This window comes from Bacillus sp. LJBS17 (genome assembly GCF_019334685.1).
Taxonomy (GTDB): Bacteria; Bacillota; Bacilli; order Bacillales; family Bacillaceae; genus Bacillus; species Bacillus subtilis.
In genome coordinates this window covers 1,368,602-1,392,629 of sequence record NZ_CP079759.1, presented here as the reverse complement: position 1 = coordinate 1,392,629, position 24,028 = coordinate 1,368,602, and the positions used below count along the sequence as shown (strand labels likewise).

At 43.2% G+C, this 24,028-nt stretch carries 25 protein-coding genes and 3 riboswitches; of the genes, 11 read left to right on the top strand and 14 right to left on the bottom strand.

Annotated features, from left to right (window positions below):
* The first annotated feature begins 10 nt into the window (after positions 1–10).
* From KXZ66_RS07230 to KXZ66_RS07220, 3 genes are read left to right on the top strand one after another with little or no spacing between them, the layout of a single operon-like run.
* Positions 11–2,413: an EAL domain-containing protein gene (locus tag KXZ66_RS07230; RefSeq protein ID WP_151870264.1), complete on the top strand. Its 2,403-nt coding sequence runs from the start codon at positions 11–13 to the stop codon at positions 2,411–2,413.
* 36 nt (positions 2,414–2,449) lie between these two features.
* Positions 2,450–3,385 (top strand): non-homologous end joining protein Ku, encoded by a 936-nt coding sequence (locus KXZ66_RS07225; protein WP_003232529.1) that lies wholly within the window; start codon positions 2,450–2,452, stop codon positions 3,383–3,385.
* Between the two features lie 3 nt (positions 3,386–3,388).
* Positions 3,389–5,224, top strand: a complete 1,836-nt coding sequence (locus KXZ66_RS07220; RefSeq protein ID WP_046160323.1) for a DNA ligase D — start codon at positions 3,389–3,391, stop codon at positions 5,222–5,224.
* A 25-nt stretch (positions 5,225–5,249) separates the two neighbouring features.
* Here KXZ66_RS07220 and KXZ66_RS07215 read toward each other — a convergent pair whose 3' ends face one another.
* Positions 5,250–6,263, bottom strand: a complete 1,014-nt coding sequence (locus KXZ66_RS07215; protein WP_021479427.1) for a glycosyltransferase family 2 protein — start codon at positions 6,261–6,263, stop codon at positions 5,250–5,252.
* Between the two features lie 12 nt (positions 6,264–6,275).
* Positions 6,276–7,970 carry a DUF6044 family protein gene (locus KXZ66_RS07210; protein WP_151870265.1) on the bottom strand — a complete coding sequence of 565 codons (1,695 nt, stop codon included), beginning with the start codon at positions 7,968–7,970 and terminating at the stop codon, positions 6,276–6,278.
* Between the two features lie 192 nt (positions 7,971–8,162).
* On the opposite strand from KXZ66_RS07210, the gene KXZ66_RS07205 reads away from it, so the two are divergent.
* Complete coding sequence (locus KXZ66_RS07205) at positions 8,163–8,975, top strand: metallophosphoesterase (RefSeq protein WP_151870266.1); 813 nt, start codon at positions 8,163–8,165, stop codon at positions 8,973–8,975.
* Between the two features lie 27 nt (positions 8,976–9,002).
* Here KXZ66_RS07205 and KXZ66_RS07200 read toward each other — a convergent pair whose 3' ends face one another.
* On the bottom strand, positions 9,003–9,554 hold the full coding sequence (locus KXZ66_RS07200) for a YkoP family protein (RefSeq protein WP_031314982.1): 552 nt from the start codon (positions 9,552–9,554) through the stop codon (positions 9,003–9,005).
* Positions 9,555–9,644: 90 nt separating this feature from the next.
* Between KXZ66_RS07200 and KXZ66_RS07195 the strand changes: the two genes are divergently transcribed.
* Entirely contained in the window at positions 9,645–10,766 is a 1,122-nt protein-coding gene (locus KXZ66_RS07195) for an MGDG synthase family glycosyltransferase (protein WP_072175403.1), read from the top strand.
* A gap of 14 nt (positions 10,767–10,780) precedes the next feature.
* Here the strand turns inward: KXZ66_RS07195 and KXZ66_RS07190 are convergent, their stop codons facing one another.
* From KXZ66_RS07190 to KXZ66_RS07180, 3 genes are all read right to left on the bottom strand, one after another.
* The gene (locus KXZ66_RS07190) at positions 10,781–11,245 is read right to left on the bottom strand and encodes a MarR family winged helix-turn-helix transcriptional regulator (RefSeq protein WP_003232536.1); all 465 of its coding nucleotides are present in this window, start codon (positions 11,243–11,245) and stop codon (positions 10,781–10,783) included.
* Positions 11,246–11,377: 132 nt separating this feature from the next.
* The gene (gene ykoL, locus KXZ66_RS07185; protein ID WP_003245766.1) at positions 11,378–11,560 is read right to left on the bottom strand and encodes a stress response protein YkoL; all 183 of its coding nucleotides are present in this window, start codon (positions 11,558–11,560) and stop codon (positions 11,378–11,380) included.
* Positions 11,561–11,647: 87 nt separating this feature from the next.
* A complete protein-coding gene (locus KXZ66_RS07180; RefSeq protein WP_003232538.1) occupies positions 11,648–11,803 on the bottom strand; it encodes a hypothetical protein in 156 nt (51 codons plus the stop codon).
* 194 nt (positions 11,804–11,997) lie between these two features.
* On the opposite strand from KXZ66_RS07180, the gene tnrA reads away from it, so the two are divergent.
* Complete coding sequence (gene tnrA, locus KXZ66_RS07175; RefSeq protein ID WP_003232541.1) at positions 11,998–12,330, top strand: MerR family transcriptional regulator; 333 nt, start codon at positions 11,998–12,000, stop codon at positions 12,328–12,330.
* A gap of 42 nt (positions 12,331–12,372) precedes the next feature.
* On the opposite strand, the gene mgtE is transcribed toward tnrA, so the two are convergent.
* The 7 genes from mgtE to ykoG form a co-directional block, all read right to left on the bottom strand.
* Positions 12,373–13,728, bottom strand: a complete 1,356-nt coding sequence (gene mgtE / locus KXZ66_RS07170) for a magnesium transporter (RefSeq protein ID WP_003232543.1) — start codon at positions 13,726–13,728, stop codon at positions 12,373–12,375.
* A 17-nt stretch (positions 13,729–13,745) separates the two neighbouring features.
* Positions 13,746–13,868: a hypothetical protein gene (locus KXZ66_RS22550; protein WP_009967087.1), complete on the bottom strand. Its 123-nt coding sequence runs from the start codon at positions 13,866–13,868 to the stop codon at positions 13,746–13,748.
* 91 nt (positions 13,869–13,959) lie between these two features.
* Positions 13,960–14,125, bottom strand: a riboswitch (M-box (ykoK) riboswitch).
* Between the two features lie 107 nt (positions 14,126–14,232).
* Complete coding sequence (locus KXZ66_RS07165) at positions 14,233–14,370, bottom strand: transcriptional regulator SplA domain-containing protein (protein WP_003218541.1); 138 nt, start codon at positions 14,368–14,370, stop codon at positions 14,233–14,235.
* An 81-nt stretch (positions 14,371–14,451) separates the two neighbouring features.
* Positions 14,452–14,964 carry a PepSY domain-containing protein gene (locus tag KXZ66_RS07160; protein ID WP_077670673.1) on the bottom strand — a complete coding sequence of 171 codons (513 nt, stop codon included), beginning with the start codon at positions 14,962–14,964 and terminating at the stop codon, positions 14,452–14,454.
* A gap of 91 nt (positions 14,965–15,055) precedes the next feature.
* Positions 15,056–15,736, bottom strand: coding sequence for a PepSY domain-containing protein (locus tag KXZ66_RS07155; protein ID WP_151870267.1), 681 nt, complete (start codon positions 15,734–15,736; stop codon positions 15,056–15,058).
* Entirely contained in the window at positions 15,733–17,097 is a 1,365-nt protein-coding gene (gene ykoH / locus KXZ66_RS07150; protein ID WP_003245526.1) for a two-component system sensor histidine kinase YkoH, read from the bottom strand. The genes KXZ66_RS07155 and ykoH overlap by 4 nt, the downstream gene beginning before the upstream one ends.
* 3 nt (positions 17,098–17,100) lie before the next feature.
* A complete protein-coding gene (gene ykoG / locus KXZ66_RS07145) occupies positions 17,101–17,787 on the bottom strand; it encodes a two-component system response regulator YkoG (protein ID WP_003232551.1) in 687 nt (228 codons plus the stop codon).
* 101 nt (positions 17,788–17,888) lie between these two features.
* A riboswitch (TPP riboswitch) is annotated at positions 17,889–18,001 on the top strand.
* A 96-nt stretch (positions 18,002–18,097) separates the two neighbouring features.
* Here ykoG and thiU point away from each other — a divergent pair.
* Genes thiU through thiX form a run of 4 tightly spaced genes read left to right on the top strand, consistent with a single transcriptional unit; the run spans position 18,098 to position 21,670 of the window.
* On the top strand, positions 18,098–18,700 hold the full coding sequence (gene thiU, locus KXZ66_RS07140; protein ID WP_151870268.1) for an HMP/thiamine ABC transporter substrate-binding protein ThiU: 603 nt from the start codon (positions 18,098–18,100) through the stop codon (positions 18,698–18,700).
* A 1-nt stretch (position 18,701) separates the two neighbouring features.
* Positions 18,702–19,301, top strand: a complete 600-nt coding sequence (locus KXZ66_RS07135) for an ECF transporter S component (RefSeq protein ID WP_003232554.1) — start codon at positions 18,702–18,704, stop codon at positions 19,299–19,301.
* The gene (locus tag KXZ66_RS07130) at positions 19,288–20,931 is read left to right on the top strand and encodes an ABC transporter ATP-binding protein (protein ID WP_003245821.1); all 1,644 of its coding nucleotides are present in this window, start codon (positions 19,288–19,290) and stop codon (positions 20,929–20,931) included. The genes KXZ66_RS07135 and KXZ66_RS07130 overlap by 14 nt, the downstream gene beginning before the upstream one ends.
* On the top strand, positions 20,906–21,670 hold the full coding sequence (gene thiX / locus KXZ66_RS07125; RefSeq protein WP_219144858.1) for an HMP/thiamine ABC transporter permease ThiX: 765 nt from the start codon (positions 20,906–20,908) through the stop codon (positions 21,668–21,670). The genes KXZ66_RS07130 and thiX overlap by 26 nt, the downstream gene beginning before the upstream one ends.
* 30 nt (positions 21,671–21,700) lie before the next feature.
* Here the strand turns inward: thiX and rsbRB are convergent, their stop codons facing one another.
* A complete protein-coding gene (gene rsbRB, locus KXZ66_RS07120; RefSeq protein ID WP_003232560.1) occupies positions 21,701–22,534 on the bottom strand; it encodes an RsbT co-antagonist RsbRB in 834 nt (277 codons plus the stop codon).
* A 222-nt stretch (positions 22,535–22,756) separates the two neighbouring features.
* Between rsbRB and isp the strand changes: the two genes are divergently transcribed.
* A complete protein-coding gene (isp, locus tag KXZ66_RS07115; protein ID WP_003232562.1) occupies positions 22,757–23,716 on the top strand; it encodes a serine protease Isp in 960 nt (319 codons plus the stop codon).
* A 132-nt stretch (positions 23,717–23,848) separates the two neighbouring features.
* Positions 23,849–24,004, top strand: a riboswitch (SAM riboswitch).
* Positions 24,005–24,028: the final 24 nt, after the last annotated feature.

The following is a 24,028-nucleotide window of genomic DNA, read 5'->3' as shown; positions in this document are numbered from 1 at the left end:
GAATCTCCATTTGGAAATACACGTTACATATAATACGACGCTCATATGTTTATCTTTTCTTATCGCCTGTACCGCCTCGTATATTTCCCTTGAACTTTCAAGGAAAGTCACCATCAATACAGGCTTAAAAAGTAAAATTTGGCTGATCGGCGGCTCACTTATTATGGGATTCGGTATTTGGTCAATGCATTTTGTAGGGATGATGGCGGTCCATATGGAAATGCCGATGGAATATGAATTCATGCCTTTAATGGCAGCCATTGGCGCATCTGTTTCGGGATCATTTGTGTCATTATATTTTGTCAGCCGGCACATTCTTACATATTACAGACTGCTTACCGGATCAGTTGTGCTTGGCGCATCTATTGCTTCTATGCACTATATCGGAATGTCTGCCATTTCCCGGGTAATGATTATTTACGAACCGATTTTATTTACAGCTTCAATTATCATTGCGATTGCAGCCTCTTTCGTCTCGTTAAAAATATTCTTTGACTTGGCCGTAAAAAAACATTCTGAGCATCTTATATTCTATAAAGTCGTCAGTTCAATTGTAATGGGCATTGGGATTTCGGGCATGCACTACACAGGGATGCTTGCGGCAACTTTCCATAAGGACATGGCTCCGCCCGGAAGCCATATGGAGGTGCAAACGTTTCATTGGTCAATTTTTGTTACTTTAATTATTTTTTGTATCCAAACGTTATTGTTATTCAGTTCCCATGCAGATCGAAAGTTTATTAAACAGAGCGAACGCATAAAGGATAACGAACAGCGATTTCAGTCTTTAATCGTCCACAATATTGATGCAATCTTTATTTTATCATTAGAAGGAGACATAATATCTTCCAATCACGCTGGTGAGGAAATGATCAGCAAATTTGGCTTCAGCATGCATGACTGGAGGAATTACACATCACAGAAGATTAAGCGCCTTTTTGAGCAAGTTAAAAAAGATAAACAAGCGATGAACAGCGATAGCGATCTTATCACTGAAAAAGGCCAGTTTCACTTAAATATTACGCTTATACCTGTTGAGGTCAATCAGGAACTAGACAGCATTTATGTCATTTGCAAAGACATGACGAAGCAGTACAAAGCAGAAAAAGAAATCCATAGAATGGCTCATTATGATTCGCTTACAGACTTACCTAACAGAAGGCATGCCATCTCTCATCTAACAAAGGTGCTGCATCGCGAGCATTCCTTGCATTATAACACCGTTGTATTCTTTCTCGACTTAAACCGGTTTAAAGTGATTAACGATGCATTAGGGCATAATGTCGGTGATCAACTGCTTCAGTTTGCGGCTAAACGCCTGTCATCTGTAGTCCCTGATAACGGATTTATCGCCCGTCTTGGCGGTGATGAATTTATTATTATATTGACAGACGCCAATACAGGAACAGGCGAAGCAGATGTTTTAGCAAGAAAAATTATCCAAAAATTCAAAAAACCTTTTAAAATTCAAGATCACATCCTTGTCACATCTGTCAGTATCGGGATTGCGATATCTCCAAAAGACGGGACTGATGGCCTTGAATTGATGAAAAAGGCTGATATGGCGATGTATGCGGCTAAAGAACGAAACAAAAGCAAATACAGATACTATTCTTTTTTAATCGGCAACAAAGAAACCGTCAAGCTTAACCAAGAGATGGTACTCAGAGAAGCAATCGAAAACGATAGATTTGTCTTGCATTATCAGCCGCAATTCAGCGTAAAAAAACAAAAAATGACAGGAGCAGAAGCACTGATACGCCTTGTGACACCAGACGGACAACTGCGTCCGCCCGGAGAATTCATCGGTGTTGCAGAAGAAACGGGACTTATTATTGATATCGGAAAGTGGATTATAGATGAAGCATGCAAGCAGGCAAGGATTTGGCACGACAAAGGCTATGATCTTTCTGTCGCCATTAATATTTCCGCCAGACAGTTCCAATCCGAAGATCTGATTCCCCTCATCAAGGATACGCTTAATAAATACCAGCTTCCTCCGAAGCTTCTTGAAGTGGAGGTGACGGAAAGCATGACAATGGACAATCTCGATCACTCCAAAAAGGTTTTGTCATCCCTTACAGAATTAGGAATCAGAATCAGTATTGACGATTTCGGTACTGGTCACAGCTCCCTTAGCTATTTGAAGGACTTCCCGATTCACAGGCTGAAGATTGACAAATCATTTATTGACGATATTCAGACCCATCCTAAATCAGAGCAAATTACCGGAGCTATTATTGCCATGGGGCATCAGCTGTCTTTACAGGTGATTGCCGAAGGTGTGGAAAATGCAGCTCAAAAGCAGCTTCTATATGAAAAAGGCTGTGACCATTTGCAGGGCTTCTTTTTCAGCAGGCCAATACCTCCGGAACAATTCGAACAATTCATTATTGAACAGCCGTCGCAATAACAGCGCCGGCTTTTTTTCACCCATAAGTTACTACACATGAATCGTACTCCTTCTCTTCACACTAAAGAAAAAAAGGGGTTTATCGATATGCATACAATGTGGAAGGGATCGATCAGCTTCGGATTAGTAAACATCCCCATCAAGCTATATGCGGCCACAGAAGATAAAGATATTAAACTGCGCAGCCTCCATAAAGAGGATCACGCACCAATCAAATACGAGAAAGTTTGCACAAATTGCGAAAAAACTCTTAGTCCTGATGAAATTGTGAAGGGATATGAATATGTAAAAGGGAAATATGTAGTGCTGACGGACGAAGATTTAAAAAGCTTAAAACAGGAGCATGAGGAGAAAGCAGTTGAGATTGTTGACTTTGTTCAGCTTCAGGAAATTGATCCGATTTATTTTAACCGCTCCTACTTTGTCGGCCCCGGGGATAATGGGACAAAGGCCTATACCCTGCTGCGTGAGGCGCTGCGCTCAACCGGAAAGATCGGTATCGCCAATATGACAATCAGGTCAAAGCAGCAGCTGGCGATTCTCCGCGTTTATGAAAATTGTATCGTCATGGAGTCTATCCATTATCCCGATGAGGTCAGAAGCGCCGCTCATGTCCCAGGTGTACCTGATCAATCGAATGTAAACGATAAGGAACTGCAAACCGCTATCACATTAATAGATGAACTGACTGCTGAGTTTGAGCCTGAGAAATATGAAGACACGTACCGACAGGCGCTGCTGCAAAGAGTCAACGACAAGCTAGAAAATAAAGAAACGGCCGTCACTCCTGATAAAGCGCCACCTCGTGAAGATGTCATTGACCTGGTAAGCGCTCTGCAAGCCAGCATTGACAGAACCAGAAGGCCGAACCGGGAGACACCGGCTGCCGCACCTGCACAAGCCGCTGAACCGAAAGGAGCCGGAGATAAAAAACAAAAAACAACTAGAAAAAAAGCCTCCGGCACGTCATAGCCCATGGCGTTTACCATGCAGCCGGTCTTAACTTCGTCACCGCCAATCGGAGCAGAATGGCGTTACGAAGTAAAATATGATGGGTACCGCTGTATTCTCCGCATCCATTCTTCAGGTGTGACCTTAACCAGCAGAAATGGTGTGGAGCTCAGCAGCACCTTCCCTGAAATCACACAATTCGCCAAAACTGCCTTTCAGCACATGGAAAAAGAGCTTCCGCTGACACTTGATGGTGAAATCGTATGTTTGGTGAATCCTTGTCGTGCAGATTTTGAACACCTTCAAGTGCGGGGGCGTTTGAAAAGGCCAGACAAGATTCAGGAATCGGCAAACGCGCGGCCGTGCTGCTTTCTCGCCTTTGATTTGTTAGAGCGAAGCGGAGAAGATGTAACGCTTCTTTCGTATTTGGACCGCAAAAAATCGCTGCGTGAACTCATATCCGCAGCAAAGCTTCCTGCATCTCCAGATCCTTACGCAAAAGAAACCATTCAATCCATTCCCTGTTATGATCATTTTGATCAACTCTGGGAGATGGTAATAAAATATGACGGAGAAGGAATTGTAGCGAAGAAAACAAACAGCAAATGGCTTGAAAAGAAGCGGTCGTCCGATTGGCTCAAATATAAAAACTTTAAACAAGCTTATGTTTGCATAACAGGGTTCAACCCTAACAACGGGTTTCTGACGGTATCTGTGTTAAAAAACGGGATAATGACACCGATTGCCTCTGTCTCGCACGGAATGCGCGATGAGGAAAAAAGCGCTATACGCGAGATTATGGAACAGCACGGACAGCAAACACCCTCAGGCGAATTTACGCTTGAACCTTCGATTTGTGCAGCTGTTCAATACTTAACAATTCTCCAAGGCACATTAAGAGAGGTATCGTTTATCGGTTTCGAATTCCAAATGGACTGGACCGAATGCACATATGCGCAAGTCATACGACACTCCAAACCGGTTCACCCAAAGCTCCAGTTCACAAGCCTGGATAAAATCATATTTGAAAAGAATAAAAAAACAAAAGAAGATTTTATTCAGTATATGATTGAAGTCAGTGACTATCTGCTCCCATTTCTGAAAAACCGGGCTGTCACCGTCATCCGCTATCCGCATGGATCTAGGAGCGAATCATTTTTCCAAAAAAACAAGCCGGACTATGCGCCGGATTTTGTTCAATCTTTCTATGATGGGAGCCATGAACATATTGTCTGTGAGGATATGTCTACATTGCTATGGCTTTGCAACCAGCTTGCTTTGGAGTTTCACGTTCCTTTTCAAACCATTAAAAGCAGGCGTCCGGCTGAGATTGTCATTGATTTAGACCCGCCTTCGCGAGATGACTTTCTTATGGCCGTGCAGGCCGCAAATGAACTGAAGCGGCTGTTGGATTCCTTTGGCATCACATCGTACCCGAAGCTGTCCGGCAACAAAGGCATCCAGCTTTATATTCCCTTGTCTCCCGAGGCATTTACGTATGAAGAAACACGCCACTTTACGCAGCTGATCGCAGAGTACTGCACCAATGCATTTCCCGAGCTATTTACCACTGAACGCTTGATTAAAAACAGACACGGCAAATTGTATCTTGATTATTTGCAGCATGCAGAAGGAAAAACGATTATCTGTCCCTATTCGACGAGAGGAAATGAGCTTGGGACTGTTGCAGCCCCGCTCTACTGGCATGAGGTGCAATCATCTTTAACACCCGCTCTGTTTACAATTGATACGGTCATCGATCGAATTAAAAAGCAGGGCTGCCCATTTTTTGATTTTTACCGCAACCCGCAAGACGAACCGCTTAGCGCCATATTGCATCAGTTGAAGAAAAAGAGCTGACTAATGAAGTCAGCTCTTTCCGTGTTTAACTGTACTTTTTTTCTAACCGCTCTTTTTCCTGGCGCTGAAGCGGGCTCAGCTGTTCATTATACAAATCAATATCAATCGCGTATTTCGGCCGTCTTTTCACTTCAGAAAAAATCGTTCCAATATACTCTCCGATGATGCCAATTCCCATCAATTGCAGCCCGCCCAAAAACCAAATGGATATGATGAGAGACGCCCAGCCTGCATTCGTATGGCCGAGCAGCTTTTGAATAAACGCGCCAATCCCTGCCACAGCGCTGAGGAAAAACAAAACAAACCCTAAAAGCGTAAAGAATCGAATTGGTGCGACACTGAATGAAGTAATCCCGTTAAAAGCGAAGGATAGCATCTTTTTCAGCGGATATTTCGTTTTGCCGGCAAAGCGTTCCTTGCGGTCATACAAAACTTCGGCCGATTTAAAGCCGATCATGGGGACAATACCTCTTAAAAACAGATTCGCTTCCGGATAACGCTCGAGCTCTTCAAGGGACCTTTTATTCATTAAACGAAAATCAGCATGATTATAAATTAATTTAATCCCAAGCTTATTCATGAGACGATAAAACCCTAACGCGGTCGTGCGCTTGAAAAAGGTATCGGTTTTTCTGCTCCGGCGTACACCGTAAACGATCTCGCAGCCCTCATGATATTTCAGCATAAAATCCCGGATCACAGAGATGTCGTCCTGAAGATCAGCATCGATCGAAATGACGCAGTCTGACCTATTCTTCGCTTTATGCAGTCCGGCTAAAAGCGCTTTTTGGTGGCCGACATTGCAGGCTAATTTTAAGCCGGTAACCTTCTTGTTTCTTATGCTCTCCATAGCAATTAAAGCCCAAGTGCGGTCTTTGCTGCCATCATCGACAAACAGAATTTTACTGTCTTCAGCAATTAATTTTTCTTCAATTAAATCATCTACAACCTCTGTCAGCTGACAGCTTGTTTCTTGAAACACTTCCTCTTCATTGAAACACGGAACGACGATGGTTAATACTGGCTGTGACTGTTTCAATCGATATCCTCCTTATCTTGTTTCATATAAATAAATGCGCCAGGCGGAATCTTTATGGTCAAACGTCTTTACGAGCGCGAGATGGTTTTGTTCAGCATTCATGATCGGAACTGAAGAAAAAATGTACCGTCCGCCCATTTTTTTAAATACATCTGTATTTAATTGAAGGTTGTTGATCGTTTTCTTCGAGTTCTTTTTGAAATCATATCGTTTACCGAGTTCATCGACAAAAAGGTAGCAGCGGCTGCCCCATTCATCAAAGTATTGTTTCAGCCGAGAATTTTTTTCCAGCTCTTTTTCGATGATTTTCCTAAATTCATATTTATATGAGAGCGGATACAGATTGTTATACGTATCTAACGTATAAAACCCGTTATATTGGGCGATAGACGGATGCAGTCCGATGCTCGCCACCCTGTACGAATCCTGCGGACGTCCGATATATTCCTTAATCTCTTTGAATTGCTCCGATGCATAAAACTCCTTGAATGTCGGCGCGTTGTAATGAACGCCATACGTATATTCTTCATTAAAAGGCGCCAACACCATCAGCTGTGCAGCGACTGCGGCGTACACAAGCCATTTCCATCCTTTCCCCATCCGCCAAATGAGATATAAAGCAAGCGCAAAGCTCACGTATATAACAAGCGGCCGAAGAAAATGAAAACGGGCAAAATTAAATTCAGCTAAAAAGGCAAATTTCTGCTTTGGAACAGCCCAAATTTTGTTGAACCAAAACGCATACCATAATGACAATCCATAATTAAGCACACATAAAAACAGATAAACATTTTCTGGCTTTGTCCGATTTTGTTTGAACAGCAGAGCAGCAAATACGACCAGCAGGATCGGGAGGATGACAACGGTATGAACGGTCATCACATGATTATGGCCATAGACAAAGTTTTTTACGGATAGCCGAAGAGAATGCCAAACGTCATGCCTGGATGAGATAAATTCGATACGATGCATCGGTGCGTGTTCAAACAGCATCGAATAGACAAGCCGATATTCAACGAAAAGATAGATACTCGTCATAAATGCAATACTGCCTAAGAACATCAAATTCCATCTTCTTTTTGTAATGGCATCATACAGCCAAAAACACGCCATCCCTGCCAGGAAAAAGAAGAAGCCTAGAACAAAGCTTGAGTATAGAGGGAGCAAGCCCAGCGTCAGCCACTCTCTCCATGAGATATCCCCTTTTCGGATATTTAAAAAAGCCCACAGTGCCAAAGGGTACCCAAGCGTACTCAGCATTCCCGAAGGCCAGAACGGTGTTAAGGCAAATGCAAGCGATACGCCAATTCGGATGAAAGCCGCTTTTGGTTCCGGGATTATATGTTTCTTCAGCAGCACATACATTCCAAAAAAAGCGACAACTCTTGTAACCGTCTGGCTTATTGCATAGGCGGTCATGGAAGAAAAGAAAGCATGGAGCCAAACAATTCCGCTCCACTCGGTGCCAAAGGCATCCCGGGGCAGCCCGTTAATGATTTGCGGAATGGCAGCGTCAACCTTGCCGACGATTTCTCCGCTATCGGCCAAAACCTTGTACCAAGCGATGTTGGAATCTAAATTATCGTGGACCCGGATATGGGCATCTTCCTTTAAAATAAAAAGCGGGGATACATACAATAAAAGAAGAAATAATGCGATCCAGAGATAATATGTTTCTTTTTTTTGTTGTCTCATCAATCGTAACATTGCTTACACATCCATTTGTTATTCTGACTCCGTCGGCATGTTCTGCCTCATGTGTCAAAATTTATTATCCCTTTTCCCTTCCAAATCATTCATCATATGACAATCCGTTTTTCAACCTGTCTCTACCCATTAATTCCCGCTATCCATAGGGCTTGATCACTTACTATACTGATAGAAGGGAGGGGATATATTTTGTTTACAATCTTACTTTCATTGGCCATACTCGTATTTGTGCCATTTCTATATAAAGCGAACCGCAATACAAAAGATGTGAAAGTCAACACCATTTCAATCGACCAAAAAGACGGCCTTCCAGCCAGAAAAAAATTAAATATCCTTCATTTATCAGATCTTCACTTGGAAAACATTTCAGTCTCACCTGAGGAGCTGTATCATTTAACAAAAGATCAGCCTGTGGACATCATTGCTCTTACCGGGGATTTTCTTGATCGGAAACGTAATATTCCGAAGCTGGCAGGTTACTTGAACGCCTTGCAAAAGCTAAAGCCTGCATATGGAATGTACGCGGTGTTCGGTAACCACGATTATGTATTGAAAGAAGAGGACTTTCAGAGATTGAAGCGAGTTTTAGAGGAAAACGGCTGTATCACGCTGCAAAATGAACATGTTCGAATCGAGACGGCTGCAGGGCCAGTCAATATTATCGGCATTGATGATTACAGTACGCATCGAAGTAATATCACCGGCTCTTATCAAAGTCTGGAAAATGGCTATCATCTTGTCTTAACACATGACCCAAATATTATTCTGGATATGAAAGATGTTCATTATGATTACCTGCTGTCAGGGCATTTTCACGGCGGGCAAATTCACTGGCCAAAACCGTATCATTTGGTGAAAATGGGAAAGCTCGTGCGAATGAACATGATTAAAGGTCTTCATTATCATCACGATAAACCATTTTATATCAGCGAGGGCTTGGGACAAACCGGCGTAAATATCCGTGTCGGAAGCCGTCCTGAAGTGACATTTCATCAGATTTAATCAAAAAAGACTGTGCTGACCGAGGCATCAGTCTTTTTTTTGATAGGTTTTCTGCAGCTTTTCTTTTGAGATAAACAAATAGGATGAATTCGGTAAATGCCGCAAGCTCACAGGCTTTGAAGTCAAATATAAAATCGGCACATGGGACACTTTTTTAAAACATCTGTAAAAAGGATTCACCGGGGTGATCACATCAAAGCCGAGCCTTTCCACACCTTTGTCAAGCATTGTAATCCCAATGATTCCTTTGATTTTCTCGCTTTTTTTATGATTGTTAATATAGTCAAGAAGAAGCGGCATCGATTGATATACTTTCTGATAAATAATGATTCCCTTTCTGACTGCGCTCTCAATGCTTTGAAGCTCCCTGATCAGCTTTATGTTATGCAGGTGGATTTTAACGAGCACATCATTTTTTCTTATATGCGTTCCGTCGCTAAGCACGACATGATGTCCTTTGTACTTCGTCAGCCTGACTCGAAAGACGCTTTTACGATCTTTGTCAACCAAGGTCAGCCTTGAAAAAAAGAAATAAATCGGGTCAACCACTCTCCATATGGAAAGGAAACAAGTTTTCATCTTTTCACCTTCCTTATGATCAAAAACACCCTTATATTTTGTGAACGTTCTCCTCAAAATATAGTTGCCATATTTTTTAGGAGGAGCGTCATGAAAAACATTCTCATTTTTCCTTTTTTAAGCATTTCCACCGGCCATCATCATGTGGCTGATGCATTGCAGGCTGAATTAGAGTCTCAAGGGCTGGCAGCTGAAAAGATTGATATCTTTTCACATGCGTATAGCCGGTTAGAAAAATTGTCCTCCGTGGCTTATTTAAAATGGATTCAATATTTCCCGAAAACGTACAGCGGCATTTACAGGCTCCTCGCCTGCGGAGAATTTCAGCATGACAAACGCTATTTCATGTACGAATGGCTGTTCACACAGCAAATGAGGCACATCCTCCAAGAAAAACAGCCTGATATCGCCTTCTGCACACATGCGCTGCCTTCTTATCTGCTGAACCGATTAAAGCCTGAATATCCGAATCTGACGGTTGTGAATGTATACACTGATTTTTTCGTGAATCAATTATGGGGACGGAAGAACATTGATTACCATTTTGTTCCGAGCACGGAAGTAAAGAAGCAGCTAATATCAGAGGGGATCGATCAGAACAACATATACTTGACCGGCATACCAGTTCACCGAAATTTTGAAATGGAATCAGCAGATACCTTGCAGCACCACCCGCCATATACCATCATCATCACAGGGGGCAGTATGGGGGTCGGTGGGATTTTAAAATGGGTGCAGGAACTGTCGCCAGGCGGAAAGATCTTATACAAAATATTATGCGGCAGAAACGAAAAGCTCTACTCCTATGTCAAAAGTTTACACCACCCCTTGATTGAGGCGATTCCTTACCTTCACAGCAAAGCAGAGATGAACCGTTTGTACGAACAGGCGACAGGCATCATGACTAAACCCGGAGGCGTGACCATCAGTGAATGCTTACAGAAACGGCTTCCGGTATTTATTTATCATGCACTGCCGGGACAGGAGGAAATGAATTTAAACCTTCTACATGAAAGGAAGCTCGTCACAGATATGAGAAACTGGGACATGCAGAAAGCAGAAGAGTATATCGCGGTATTTTTTCAATCGAACGAACAGATGAAGGAGTATAAAAAACACGTCAATGGATACCTTGGCGAAATGTCTGATAGGAAGATTGAAGATGTTTTAAAAAGAGTCATATGGAAACAAAAAAACACTCTCCTGAAATAGAGAGTGTAGAATAGTTAACGAAACAGCAAATGCTGGCTGTGTATGCCTGCTTTCTTGAGCAGGACGATCAGCTGGTCCTGTTCATCAGGCGAAAGACCTGAAAACGCTCTCGCAATACGCAGTGCATGAATCGGATAAATTTTATCCAAATACTCATTTCCCTTGTCAGTTAAATGTGCGTAAACAGAGCGTTTATCTTTTGGGTCCTGCTCCCTTACTAAAAACCCGTTTCTTTCTAGTTTGTCAATAACATATGTGACGTTTCCGCTTACAAGCAGAAGTCTCGACCCAATTTGCTGTAATTTTTGCGGGCCTCTTGTGTACAGGAGCTCCAGTACAGCAAATTCAGTGGGATTAAAACCGTGCTCTTTGCTATCACGGATACTATGTTCGGACACACTTTTGAAAGCCCTTGCAAAAACTCTGTACAAATTCATCGCACGCTCAACTTCTTCTTCGTTAAACGATAATCTCATCATATCTACCTCGTATATAGGATTTTTATAAAAAAATAATGAAAACCCTTACATATAATAAGAGTTCAGTCCCTTACTATACGTATTCGCTATAATTCGAGAAATTCCTTCTAAAAGCAAAAAAATCCTTATACATTATCTTGTATAAGGATAATTTTTATGATTTGTAATGCTTCGAAAGAAATAAGCGTATTCTTTCCGAAGCTCAGAAATCGTCATTTTGTTCATGACCTCTTTATTATAAACCCCAATCTGATAGAGTTTTTCAGAATAATGGCGTCGTTCTTTTTCTAAAGCGGATTTCAATAAATTACTCATAGCGTCCTCCTTCATTTTGAGGTATCCTATACAAAAGATACTCTTTTTAAATGAACGTGGTATGAATCTAATGTAAAGAATTTATGTTTACGAAGATTTTCGGTATTGTCCGTTTTGAACCGATCTTAATAATTGAAAAGCCTGTTCTCCGGCAAGCTGCATAAACGTCTCCAGCATTTCATCACGCTTGATATCCAACTCTATAATTTCTTTTGCCAGTGAGACCGCTTTTTCTTCCTCCATGATTATCCTTCCTCCTCGTTTGATTCGTTACATAAAGGATAAAACGCGCTTGGGTGTTACGCATTATTCTTGTTAATTTTTCTTCCGTATTTTTTCAAAAATCTTCTATTTGATGTTAGAAAATATGACAAGCGTCAGGTTTTTTCTCTTTGTTTTTTATATACTATTATCAAAAGACATCCAGGGGTGGAAAAATGACCACAGAAGATCATTCTTATAAAGACAAAAAAGTGATTTCAATCGGAATTGTGAGTGAATTGACAGGATTGTCCGTAAGACAGATCAGGTATTATGAGGAACGAAAGCTCATTTACCCGCAGCGTTCTTCAAGGGGGACAAGAAAATACTCCTTTGCCGATGTGGAGCGGCTGATGGATATCGCCAATAAGCGTGAAGACGGCGTACAGACGGCAGAGATTTTAAAGGATATGCGCAAAAAAGAACAGATGTTAAAAAACGATCCGCAAGTGCGGAAAAAAATGCTGGAGGGGCAGCTTAATGCTCACTTTCGGTACAAAAACCGTTAAATAATAAAAGTCCGGCTCGCAGTTGAGACGGACTTTTTACGTTTATAATGAGTGAATGAATGCAGTGGCAATGCCAAAGTAGATTAATAAAGATAAAATATCGTTTAACGTTGTAATCAGCGGTCCAGAAGCAATCGCCGGGTCTACTTTCAGTTTGTGCAAAATAATAGGAATAATCGTTCCTGACATCGTGCCGATGATTAAGGTTAAGAACAGTGAAGAGGCGACAACAAATCCCAAAAGCGCATTCCCCTGCCATATGATGGAGACAATCGCAATCAGCACAGAACAAACCGCTCCGATAAAAATGCTTGTTCTGAACTCCCGGAAGATCAGGCGCACAATCGTTTTTTTGTTCATTTCTTCTTTAGACAAACCTCTGATGACAACCGCGAGAGATTGTGTTCCCGTATTTCCTGTCATCCCTGACACCATCGGCATGAAAAACGCAAGCGCGACAACCTGCTTCAGCGCATCTTCAAAATAGCTGATAATGCTTCCTGAAATCAGTCCGATAAACAAGAGTAAAATCAGCCATGGCAGGCGCCGGTATGCCGCCACGTAAGCTTTTGTGTCAAAGGTGATGTCTTTACCGGAAGCGGCAAATTTTTCGTAATCCTCATCAGCTTCCCGAATAACGACGTCGATAATATCATCGACCGTCACAATACCGACAAGCACGTTGTTTTCTTCTACAACCGGTATTGCCAAAAAATCGTAACGTTCAATCAGGCGGGCAACTTCTTCCTGGTCCTGAAGAGCATCTGCTGATATGACGCGGGTAAACATTAAATCCTGCACCTTTTCTTCAGGTTCACCCAGAATCAAATCGCGGTAGGAAAGAACCCCAACCAGCTGTTTGCTTTCATTAATAACATATAAGTAGTTGATCGATTCAGCTATTTCAGCGAAGCTTTTCAGTTTGACGACCGCGTCTTTTACCGTGTAATGCTGAGGAATCCACACATACCGGTTTGTCATCATGCGTCCCGCTGAATCAGCCGGGTAATTCATTAAGAGCTGTACAGCTTTTGACTCTGACGCTTCCATGCTGGACAAAAGCTGTTCCTTCAGTTCTTCGTCCATTTCTTCAAGCAATTGAGCGAGGTCATCGTTGTCCATTTTATTCATCGCCAGTGTTGCTTTTGTTTTTCCGACTTTATTTAAGACGACAAGCTGAAATTCGCGTTCCAGCTCCCCGATCATATCAGTGATATCGTCTACAGTTAAATAAGATAAATAGCGGGCGCGGTGTTTTTCCGGCATTTCTTTAAAAATAAATGCCATGTCATAGGGCTGAAGCTCATCAATAACACTTCTGAAATCCCTGATTTTCCCGTCTCTCAGTAAAATAATGATGCGTAAAATGAGTTCGTCATAGGTCATGTTTTGAACCATCGGGACTCGTACCTCCTCTACGGAGACGTGCCGGCCTCGCCAGAAGGTGCGGCAGTTCGTCTCCTCATCGTGTAATCAATTGTCTTGCTGTCATAGTATATGGGTACTTCTTCAGATTGACTCGAATGGGGAGAATCCATACTCCGCACCTCCTTTGATTGGTTTCGTTTTAAAGGCATAAAAAAAGCCTTCGGGATTGAAGGTGAAAGAAGCACGGCAAAAAAAGCGTGCGGGCGCCTTCAATCGTAGAGCTTTAGCACTGTATGGCATAGGACAAGCATCCAGCTGCATTAAAAATCACCTTATGTCGATGATTTCTGTTGACCCATTGGCGTCTTTGGACATTTTTGGGCAGCAGCGTATCTCCATACAGGAGCCTCACCTAACGAAGTTCCTAATTGAATTGACACACTGAGATTACAGAAAAAAACAAGCTGTGTCAACTCAAAAAAGTAATAAATGCGCTTACATCACAATTACGGAACAAAACAAGGGCCTAAGCCCTTATTCTGTTGTTTGTGTCTCGTCATCTTCAGAAAGCAAATGATACGTTTCATGAAGAAATAAGGCATACTCTCCTTCCTTCGTCGGATGAGGGACATATTCAGCCTGATTGATGTATTGCTCCTCTTTCTTTTCCATGCGTTTCGCCTCCTTTTCTACTTAGATTGTCCAAAAGAAGGTTTCTTATCATGAAAAACCCCCGCGCAGCGGGGGTTTTGATTAGTCATCTATCTCCTGTTTGATAATGCGTCCATCTTTTGCGGAAATTTCAAATTCTGTCTCAGTTCCTTGTTTCGTTTGGATTTCCATTTCATAGATGTAAGCACCGTCATCTTCGTCAAGCTTACTTTCTGTTACGGTTCCGCCTGTTTGCTTTAAAGCAATTTCTTCAGCTTCTTCTTTGGTTATGGCGACTTGTTCTGCTTTCTCCTTTAACGGGTCATTAAGCGCTTGTTTTGTATGAATATCTACATAAACGTCGTAGTCTTCACCTTCTTTTTCAATCTCCACTTCATAGACTTCTTTGCCGTTGTAAAGGTCTCTGTCAATGTCTTCTACTGTGCCGTCAACAACTGTTTTAGCAATTGCTTCTGCTTCTTGTTCAGTGAGTGCACCCGTCTTAGAAGAAGCCTGTCTGTTTTCATTGTTTTCTTTGGCAAACGCGTTGTAGCTGAATCCTCCGGCCGCTAGGCACCCTGCTAAAAGACCGACCATCCATTTTTTCTTGAGCATTTGTGAGTCCTCCTTTGTTTTGTATGAGTACAGTTTACACACTCAACATGAAAGGAAAACGAGAGCAAGATGAGAATTTGATGAGAAACCGTCAGTCTTCATACACAATGTTAGCTACCTTTCCTGTGTAGGCATTGATTTTCACTGTCGCTTCCTTATTATCAGGAAGATCAACGTCTACTTCAAAGATGAGAGTGCCCTCACTTTCTTCGAGATCTGCGTCATCCGCTGTTCCGCCCGTTTTTCGCTCTGCAATTGTTTTGGCTTCTTTTTTCGTAATCGGCGTTTTTTGTTGATCTTTGCTGCTGATTTGATCGGCAGACAAGACTGTTTTTGCCTGCATGTCTACCTTCACTTCGTATGTTTTCCCGTCTTCTTTTTGTATGGTATAAGTGGCAACTTGACTTTGCCGTGTTTGTTTTTTGACCGTTCCCGGCACCCGCTCAAGCGCGAGATGCTCGGCTTCTTTTTCTGTCATGGCAGATGGATTCACTGCTTTTACTCTATTCATTGAAAGAATGTCAGCCGATATTGCGTCTGCTTTTACAAAGTAAGTTCCCTTTGGATTTTCAAGGGTTATATCATATGTTTTTTTATCCTTTGATTGTGTTGCTTTCGTGACCTTGCCTTCATAAGAGGCTTCGACTTTTTTTACGACAGTCTCCTTTGACAATACGTTCTCATGGGTTTGCCGAATGATGAGAAACGCACAGATGATGACAACTAAAATGGCTGCTGCAGCAAAAGATACTGTTTTTATTGTTTTAGTCATCGGCCTCCCCCATTCTGTTCGCTGAATTGCATGGTGACAGCTGTTCCTTGTCCCGGCTTGCTTTTGACAGACAGCTCAATGCCATGCTCATCAGCGATTTGCTTGGCAATGGAAAGGCCTAAACCTGTTCCGCCTGTTTTTCTGTTTCGTGCCTCATCTGCCCGGTAGAACCGTTCGAACAAATGCGGGATATGCTCCTCAGGTATTCCGATGCCTTCATCCCTCACTGATAGAAATGGCCGTCCATTCCTCGTTCCGGCTGACATCTCAATAGGCTTTTCACTATACTTTATTGCATTATCAAGCAAAATGGTCAACAGCTGCTTGATGCGTTCTTCATCTGCCTTTACAAGCAGGCTCTCTTTATCTGTTTCAAGCAATATGTCACGCTGATAAACGGACTGGAGCGTTTGCATAACCGCGCGCGCCGCTTTAATCAGATCGATTGTTTTCAGATCAACCTCGAGTCCTTGATGGCTTTTGGCCAGCGCCAAAAGCTGATTGGTCAGTTTTTTCATATGCACCGCTTCTGAGTGAATGGCTTCTATCGACTCCTCAAGCACCTCCGGCTTTTTTGCACCCCACCGCTTCATCAGGCTGCTGTAGCTTTCTATAATAGTGAGCGGGGTTTTCAATTCGTGTGAAGCATCTTGAACAAATTGCTGCTGTTTATCATAGTGCTCCTTCAGCATCATTGCCATTTCATTAAATGTCAGCCCCATTTGATACAATTCATCGTTGGACTGTCCTTCTAAAGAAATCGTTTTAAATTCTTTGTCTCGCTGTATGTCTTTCATTGTGATCATTAATCGTCTGATCGGATTGATGATTCGGCGGGCTAGCAAGCTGCCTGCAAAAAAAGAAGCAATGCAGACAGCAGCACTTGCAGCGATTAAGATGATTTTCAGCAGAAACAGACTCTCTTCTGTGTTCTCCAGTCTTTCAACCAGCTGAAGAGACACGACTTGTCCATCGGTCCAAATCACCGGAACAGCAGCCTCGGCAAACAGCTTGCCGTCAGGTTTCCTCACATCTGCCGTTTCGCCGCTATGAAAAGAGAGAGGAAAATCTTTATAGGCTTTTTCTTTTGTGATCGTCATAACGGCTTTTTGATCACCATTCACTACACGCACCATGCCATTTGCCGGAAGATAGGCCTGCAGCATATCCTGCAAAGCCACTCCTTCTGTTTCAGCGGCACGCAGCGCTTCGGCAATGTTATCCGTCTCATCAGCAAGCCGGGCCGCATCCTTTGATGTCAGCGCAGACGAAAAAATGAGATATACTGCGGTATGAACCAAAATTAATAAAATCAACAGTGATATCGAAGTGTATAGATGAATCTTGGTCTTCAGCTTCATCGTTTACCCCTTAATGGCATAGCCGACCCCGCGAATCGTATGGATCAGCTGTTTTTCGTAAGGATAGTCCAGTTTTTTTCTGATGTATCTTATGTAGACGTCCACGACATTTGTATCACCGATATAATCAAATCCCCATACTGAGCTTAGAATTTGCTCCCGTGTCAGCACTTGCTGCGGATGCTTTAGCATATAGACGAGCAGATCAAATTCCCGCGGCGTTAATTCCACCTCTTTGTCTCCGCGTCTCACTTCACGGGTTTTTTCGTTCACCCGCAAATCGTCATATGTAAGAAAGGTGCCGATATCTTCAGTTTTTGTTCCATTTTGCCGCAGCGCCGCCCTGATTCTCGCAAGCAATTCCTCGATTTCAAACGGCTTGGTGACATAGTCATTTGCACCGATGTCCAGACCTGTTACCTTATCAGGAATACTGTCTCGCGCCGTTAATAATATGACCGGTGTCTGCGAATCCGTTTTTCTCAAGCGGCGCAGCACTTCCAGTCCGCTAAGCCCCGGAAGCATGACATCAAGAAGCACCAAGGAATACCCGCCTTCCGCTGCCGCATCAAGACCTTCTGTGCCATTGTGTTTGATCGTGACGCTGTATCCTTCATATTCCAATTCAAGCTGAAGAACCCTGGCGATTTTTTCTTCATCTTCCACAATTAATATGTGTCCTTTTTCCAAATTTGACCATCCTCTCCCGTCCCTATATGAAAAAAATGATTTCGTTGTTTACAAAATGATTCTTATCATCTATTATGATGTCAAAATAAAAAATTGTATACGGAAAGCACTAGGGGTGCTGTTTTGGCTGAGATAAAGCGCGGAAGAAACGCGCTTTGATCCCTTATGACCCGATCTGGATAATACCAGCGTGGGGAAGTGCAGGTTGACCGAATGGTGTATTTTTTTGTGCGCTTAATCGATCTATGACTGCATATTCCCTTAGGATATGCAGTTTTTTATTTTACCAAAAAAACAGGAGGTCGGAGAAATGGAGCATATTTGCGGTACAAGCAAAATCGCCGGTTTTCGCTTCTCTTTATATCCGATGACGGATGATTTTATCAGTGTGATCAAGTCTGCGCTGAAAAAAACAGATACATCCAATGTATGGACGAAAACCGACCATATCAGCACGGTGTTACGCGGATCGATTGATCATGTATTCGATGCTGCAAAAGCCATTTACCTTCATGCAGCAAACAGCGAACAACACATCGTCATGAACGGCACGTTTTCCATTGGATGCCCGGGTGACACACAGGGGGATACATATCTTTCCAAAGGTGATAAGCGTGTCAATGAAGATGCTGTCCGAGGCTTGAAGGCGGAAGCGCCGTGCCAATTTGCCCTTTATCCAATGAATGAGCCGGATTATATGGGATTGATTATGGAGGCTGTCGACATTGCAAAAGCCCAAGGCACTTTCGTACAGGGTGTCCATTACGCGAGCGAGCTTGACGGGGATGCGCATGACGTATTCAGCACATTGGAGGCCGTTTTCCGCATGGCTGAGCAGCAAACAAACCACATCACCATGACTGTGAATCTTTCGGCTAACAGTCCATCAAGAAAAAACAGAAAGCAGGGATAACATGAAAAGCTGGAAAGTAAAAGAAATTGTCATCATGTCCGTTATCAGTATCGTATTTGCCGTTGTTTATTTATTATTTACACATTTCGGAAACGTGCTTGCAGGTATGTTTGGGCCAATCGCCTATGAACCAATTTACGGCATTTGGTTTATCGTTTCTGTGATCGCCGCGTACATGATTCGAAAACCGGGTGCGGCGCTCGTTTCTGAAATCATTGCCGCTCTCGTTGAGTGCCTGCTGGGAAATCCGTCTGGCCCGATGGTCATCGTCATTGGCATTGTTCAAGGGCTCGGGGCTGAGGCTGTATTTCTTGCAACACGCTGGAAAGCATACTCTCTCCCTGTCCTTATGCTGGCCGGTATGGGGTCTTCAGTAGCCAGCTTTATCTATGATCTCTTTGTTTCTGGCTATGCAGCCTATTCACCAGGTTATCTGCTCATTATGCTTGTGATCCGCCTCATTTCCGGCGCGCTTTTGGCGGGGCTTCTCGGAAAAGCTGTCAGCGACTCTCTCGCTTATACAGGTGTGTTAAACGGAATGGCACTCGGAAAGGAACTGAAAAAGAAACGGAAGCGGGCGTCAGAACATGCAAGCCTTTGATGAGCTTCTGACGGTTGAGCAGCTCAGCTTCTCTTATGAAGAAGACGAGAAACCGGTTTTTCAAGACATTTCGTTTGAGCTTCAAAAAGGAGAATGTGTTTTATTATTAGGACCGAGCGGATGCGGTAAAAGCTCGCTCGCCCTTTGTTTAAACGGTCTATATCCGGAGGCTTGCGACGGCATTCAGTCCGGACATGTATTTCTATTTCAAAAGCCGGTCACAGATGCTGAAACCTCCGAAACGATTACTCAGCATGCCGGGGTCGTTTTTCAGGATCCTGATCAGCAGTTCTGCATGCTGACGGTGGAGGACGAAATAGCGTTCGGGCTGGAAAATCTGCAAATTCCAAAAGAAGAAATGACAGAGAAAATCAACGCCGTATTAGAAAAATTACGCATTACCCATTTAAAAGAAAAAATGATCTCAACCCTTTCAGGAGGACAAAAGCAGAAAGTGGCTCTCGCCTGTATTTTGGCGATGGAGCCTGAGCTTATTATTTTAGATGAGCCGACCTCTCTTTTAGACCCTTTCTCAGCTCGGGAGTTCGTTCATCTGATGAAGGATCTTCAGCGGGAAAAAGGTTTCAGCCTCCTCGTCATTGAGCACCAGCTTGATGAATGGGCGCCTTGGATTGAGAGAACGATCGTACTCGACAAATCAGGCAAAAAGGCACTGGATGGCCTGACGAAAAATCTATTTCAGCATGAAGCGGAGACACTAAAGAAATTGGGCATCGCCATTCCAAAGGTCTGTCATCTGCAGGAAAAGCTGAGTATGCCGTTTACTTTATCAAAAGAGATGCTGTTCAAAGAGCCTATTCCTGCCGGGCATGTCAAAAAGAAGAAAGCCCCTTCTGGGGAGAGTGTGCTTGAAGTCAGCAGCCTTTCGTTCGCGAGAGGACAGCAGGCGATTTTCAAAGACATCAGCTTTTCGTTGCGCGAAGGCTCTTTAACGGCGCTTGTCGGTCCGAACGGAACTGGAAAATCGACGCTCCTATCAGTTCTGGCCAGTCTCATGAAACCGCAAAGCGGCAAAATCCTTCTCTATGATCAGCCGCTGCAGAAATATAAAGAAAAAGAATTGCGTAAACGGATGGGATTTGTTTTTCAAAACCCTGAGCATCAATTCGTCACCGATACGGTGTATGACGAGCTTCTGTTCGGCCAGAAAGCAAATGCTGAAACTGAGAAAAAAGCGCAACACCTGCTGCAGCGTTTTGGTCTTGCGCATTTGGCTGATCATCATCCGTTTGCGATCAGCCAAGGGCAAAAACGGCGACTGAGCGTAGCTACTATGCTCATGCATGACGTAAAGGTTTTATTATTAGACGAACCAACCTTTGGCCAGGATGCCCGCACGGCGGCTGAATGCATGGAAATGATTCAACGTATCAAGGCAGAGGGAACTGCTGTCCTTATGATTACACACGATATGGAGCTAGTCTCTTCGTATGCTGACAGCGTGCTTGTGCTTCACGATACAGGCCTGGCCTTTGACGGATCTCCAGCGCAGTTGTTTTCTCAAGAAACAGGGCTTGTTCAAAAAGCAAAGCTCACCCTTCCCCTTCTATATGAATGGATGGCATTTCAAGAGGAGGTGCGTGATGAAGCAACCGTTACATCTCATTAATCCGACTGTGAAAGCGGCGGCGGTTTTTTGTTGTGTCGTCATGCTGTCGTTTATTTACAACCCTTACACTCCGGCATGTTTTTATATCATCATCGTTGCGGGCGTTTTACTGGCGGCCGGAATCCCATTGAAAAAATGGTTGTTGTTTACGATTCCGTTTTTGATTTTAGCATTCGGATGCGTGTGGACAGCCGCAGTTTTTGGAAAAGTGCCGACAACATCGGATAATTTTTTGTTTCAAGCAGGCCCTATCTCAATTAACAGCGATAATGTGTCTGTCGGCATCTCTCTCGGGTTTCGTATTTTATGCTTTTCCGCCTTATCGATGATGTTTGTTTTTACAACCGATCCGATTTTATTTATGCTGAGCCTTGTCCAGCAGTGCAGGCTCTCACCTAAGCTCGCGTACGGTGTCATTGCAGGCTTTCGCTTTCTTCCGCTGTTAAAGGATGAGGTCCAGCTGATTCAGCAGGCTCATAAAATCAGAGGAGGAGCGGCGGAGAGCGGCATCATGAATAAAATCGGTGCGTTAAAACGATATACCATACCGCTATTGGCAAGCGCCATCAGAAAAGCGGAACGGACAGCGCTTGCGATGGAATCGAAAGGATTTACAGGAAGCAGAAACCGGACATACTACAGGACATTGAGCGTGAACCGGCGCGACTGGGTGTTCTTTTGCCTCGTCCTCTTATTATTCGCGGGATCCTTTCTCGTATCTTTATGTTTCGCATCATAAAAAATCCGCTATCACAGATAGCGGATTTTTTTATTGATGATAGTTTAATGCTTGGGCAAGGTTGGTTTTAATAGTAATATTCGAAAAGTCAATCCCCAGCTGTACAGCAGTTTGCGCAATTTCAGGCCTGATTCCTGACAGGGTTGACCGGACACCGATCAGATTAAGCGCCTCAATCAATTTAAAGATCTGGTGCGCCACCATCGTATCCACCACAACAACACCTGACAGATCGATTAACAGATGCTCCACACGTCTTTTCGCACAAGCTTGAAGCGTGTTTTCCAGAATAAACTTCGCCCGTTCGGTATCAATGTCACCGACAAGCGGCAGCAGAGCTGTTGATTTGCTCAGGGTAATGACAGGTGAGCTTAATTCCAATATCATTTCTCTTTGGGCGTTTAATTGCTGCTTGGCATTCATTTCAGCGTGATCAACGAATGTATATATGGTGAAATCAAATACTTTTACAATCAAATCAGCCCATTTTTGCTTCTCTCCCGGTTCAAACGCTGATTCATTTTCTTCTGCGAACTTCTCAAAATACTTCGTATATAATCTCCTGTTTCTCATAAACTCCCGAATGACATACTGAACCGGTGTGTCGAGATGTTTTTGATCGTTGGTCAGCTCAATGACCCACTCTTGAAACTCTTCGAGAAATTGTTTTTCCGGTAAAACATACATGTAATTCAGATGCCGGTAAAATTCTCTGTCCTGCTCTTTCAATTCTTCCGTTACTGTTGCATTATGTAGGGCGTAAAGCGAATTCGGATCACTTTCCTCCATCGTTTCAATCCATTCCTCGGCCATTTGTTCCACATGCTCTGAAAAAAATGCATATAATTTTTCATTCAGTTTCATGACACTGCTCCTTTCCCCAACACTATTATAACTTGACTTACAGTTGAATCCCAGTCATACACGCCGAAGCCATCCAATATTTTGAAAATTACTAATTCTTTGGTGTGTATCCTATTTTTTCAAAATGCTTCAAATGGCTCTGTCCGAGCGCTTGTTTTTTTCATATAATATGAGGCAACACCCTTGAATCCACTTGAAAGCATAAAAAAGGAGGGCTTTTTTATGAATGGTGAAATCCGCTTGATCCCGTATGTGACGAATGAGCAGATCATGGATGTAAACGAGCTTCCTGAGGGCATTAAAGTGATTAAGGCGCCAGAAATGTGGGCAAAAGGGGTAAAAGGCAAAAATATTAAAGTTGCTGTATTAGACACGGGCTGCGACACAAGCCACCCTGATTTAAAAAATCAAATCATCGGCGGAAAGAACTTCACGGATGACGACGGCGGCAAGGAAGATGCGATTTCCGACTACAACGGACACGGCACACACGTCGCCGGAACAATTGCAGCTAATGATTCAAACGGAGGCATTGCCGGAGTCGCGCCTGAGGCAAGCCTATTGATTGTGAAGGTTCTTGGCGGCGAGAACGGCAGCGGACAATACGAATGGATAATTAACGGCATCAACTACGCGGTGGAACAGAAAGTCGACATCATCTCAATGTCCCTTGGAGGGCCAAGCGATGTGCCAGAGCTAAAAGAAGCAGTGAAAAACGCAGTGAAAAACGGAGTGCTTGTCGTTTGTGCAGCGGGAAATGAAGGTGACGGCGACGAACGCACAGAAGAGCTTTCCTACCCCGCAGCTTATAATGAAGTGATTGCAGTTGGATCTGTTTCTGTAGCGCGAGAATTATCAGAATTTTCTAACGCAAATAAAGAGATTGACCTTGTGGCACCAGGAGAAAACATCTTATCCACCCTTCCCAACAAGAAGTACGGTAAGCTGACCGGCACTTCAATGGCTGCCCCTCATGTCAGCGGTGCGCTTGCTTTAATCAAAAGCTATGAAGAAGAATCATTTCAAAGAAAGCTTTCTGAATCTGAGGTTTTCGCACAGCTAATCCGCAGGACACTTCCTCTTGATATTGCAAAAACGCTGGCAGGAAATGGATTCCTGTATTTAACAGCTCCTGATGAGCTCGCAGAAAAAGCAGAGCAATCACATTTGTTGACCCTATAAGATTATTTTTCTTATATAATATACACCACATCATGTAAATAAAAATTTCAAATTCTATGTTGACAATGAATTTGAATTACTGTTAAGATTACCAACAAATGATTCAACTTTTCAAAAAATTAATAACATTTTCTCTTATCGAGAGTTGGGCGAGGGATTGGCCTTTTGACCCCAACAGCAACCGACCGTAATACCATTGTGAAATGGGGCGCACTGCTTTTCGCGCCGAGACTGATGTCTCATAAGGCACGGTGCTAATTCCATCAGATTGTGTCTGAGAGATGAGAGAGGCAGTGTTTTACGTAGAAAAGC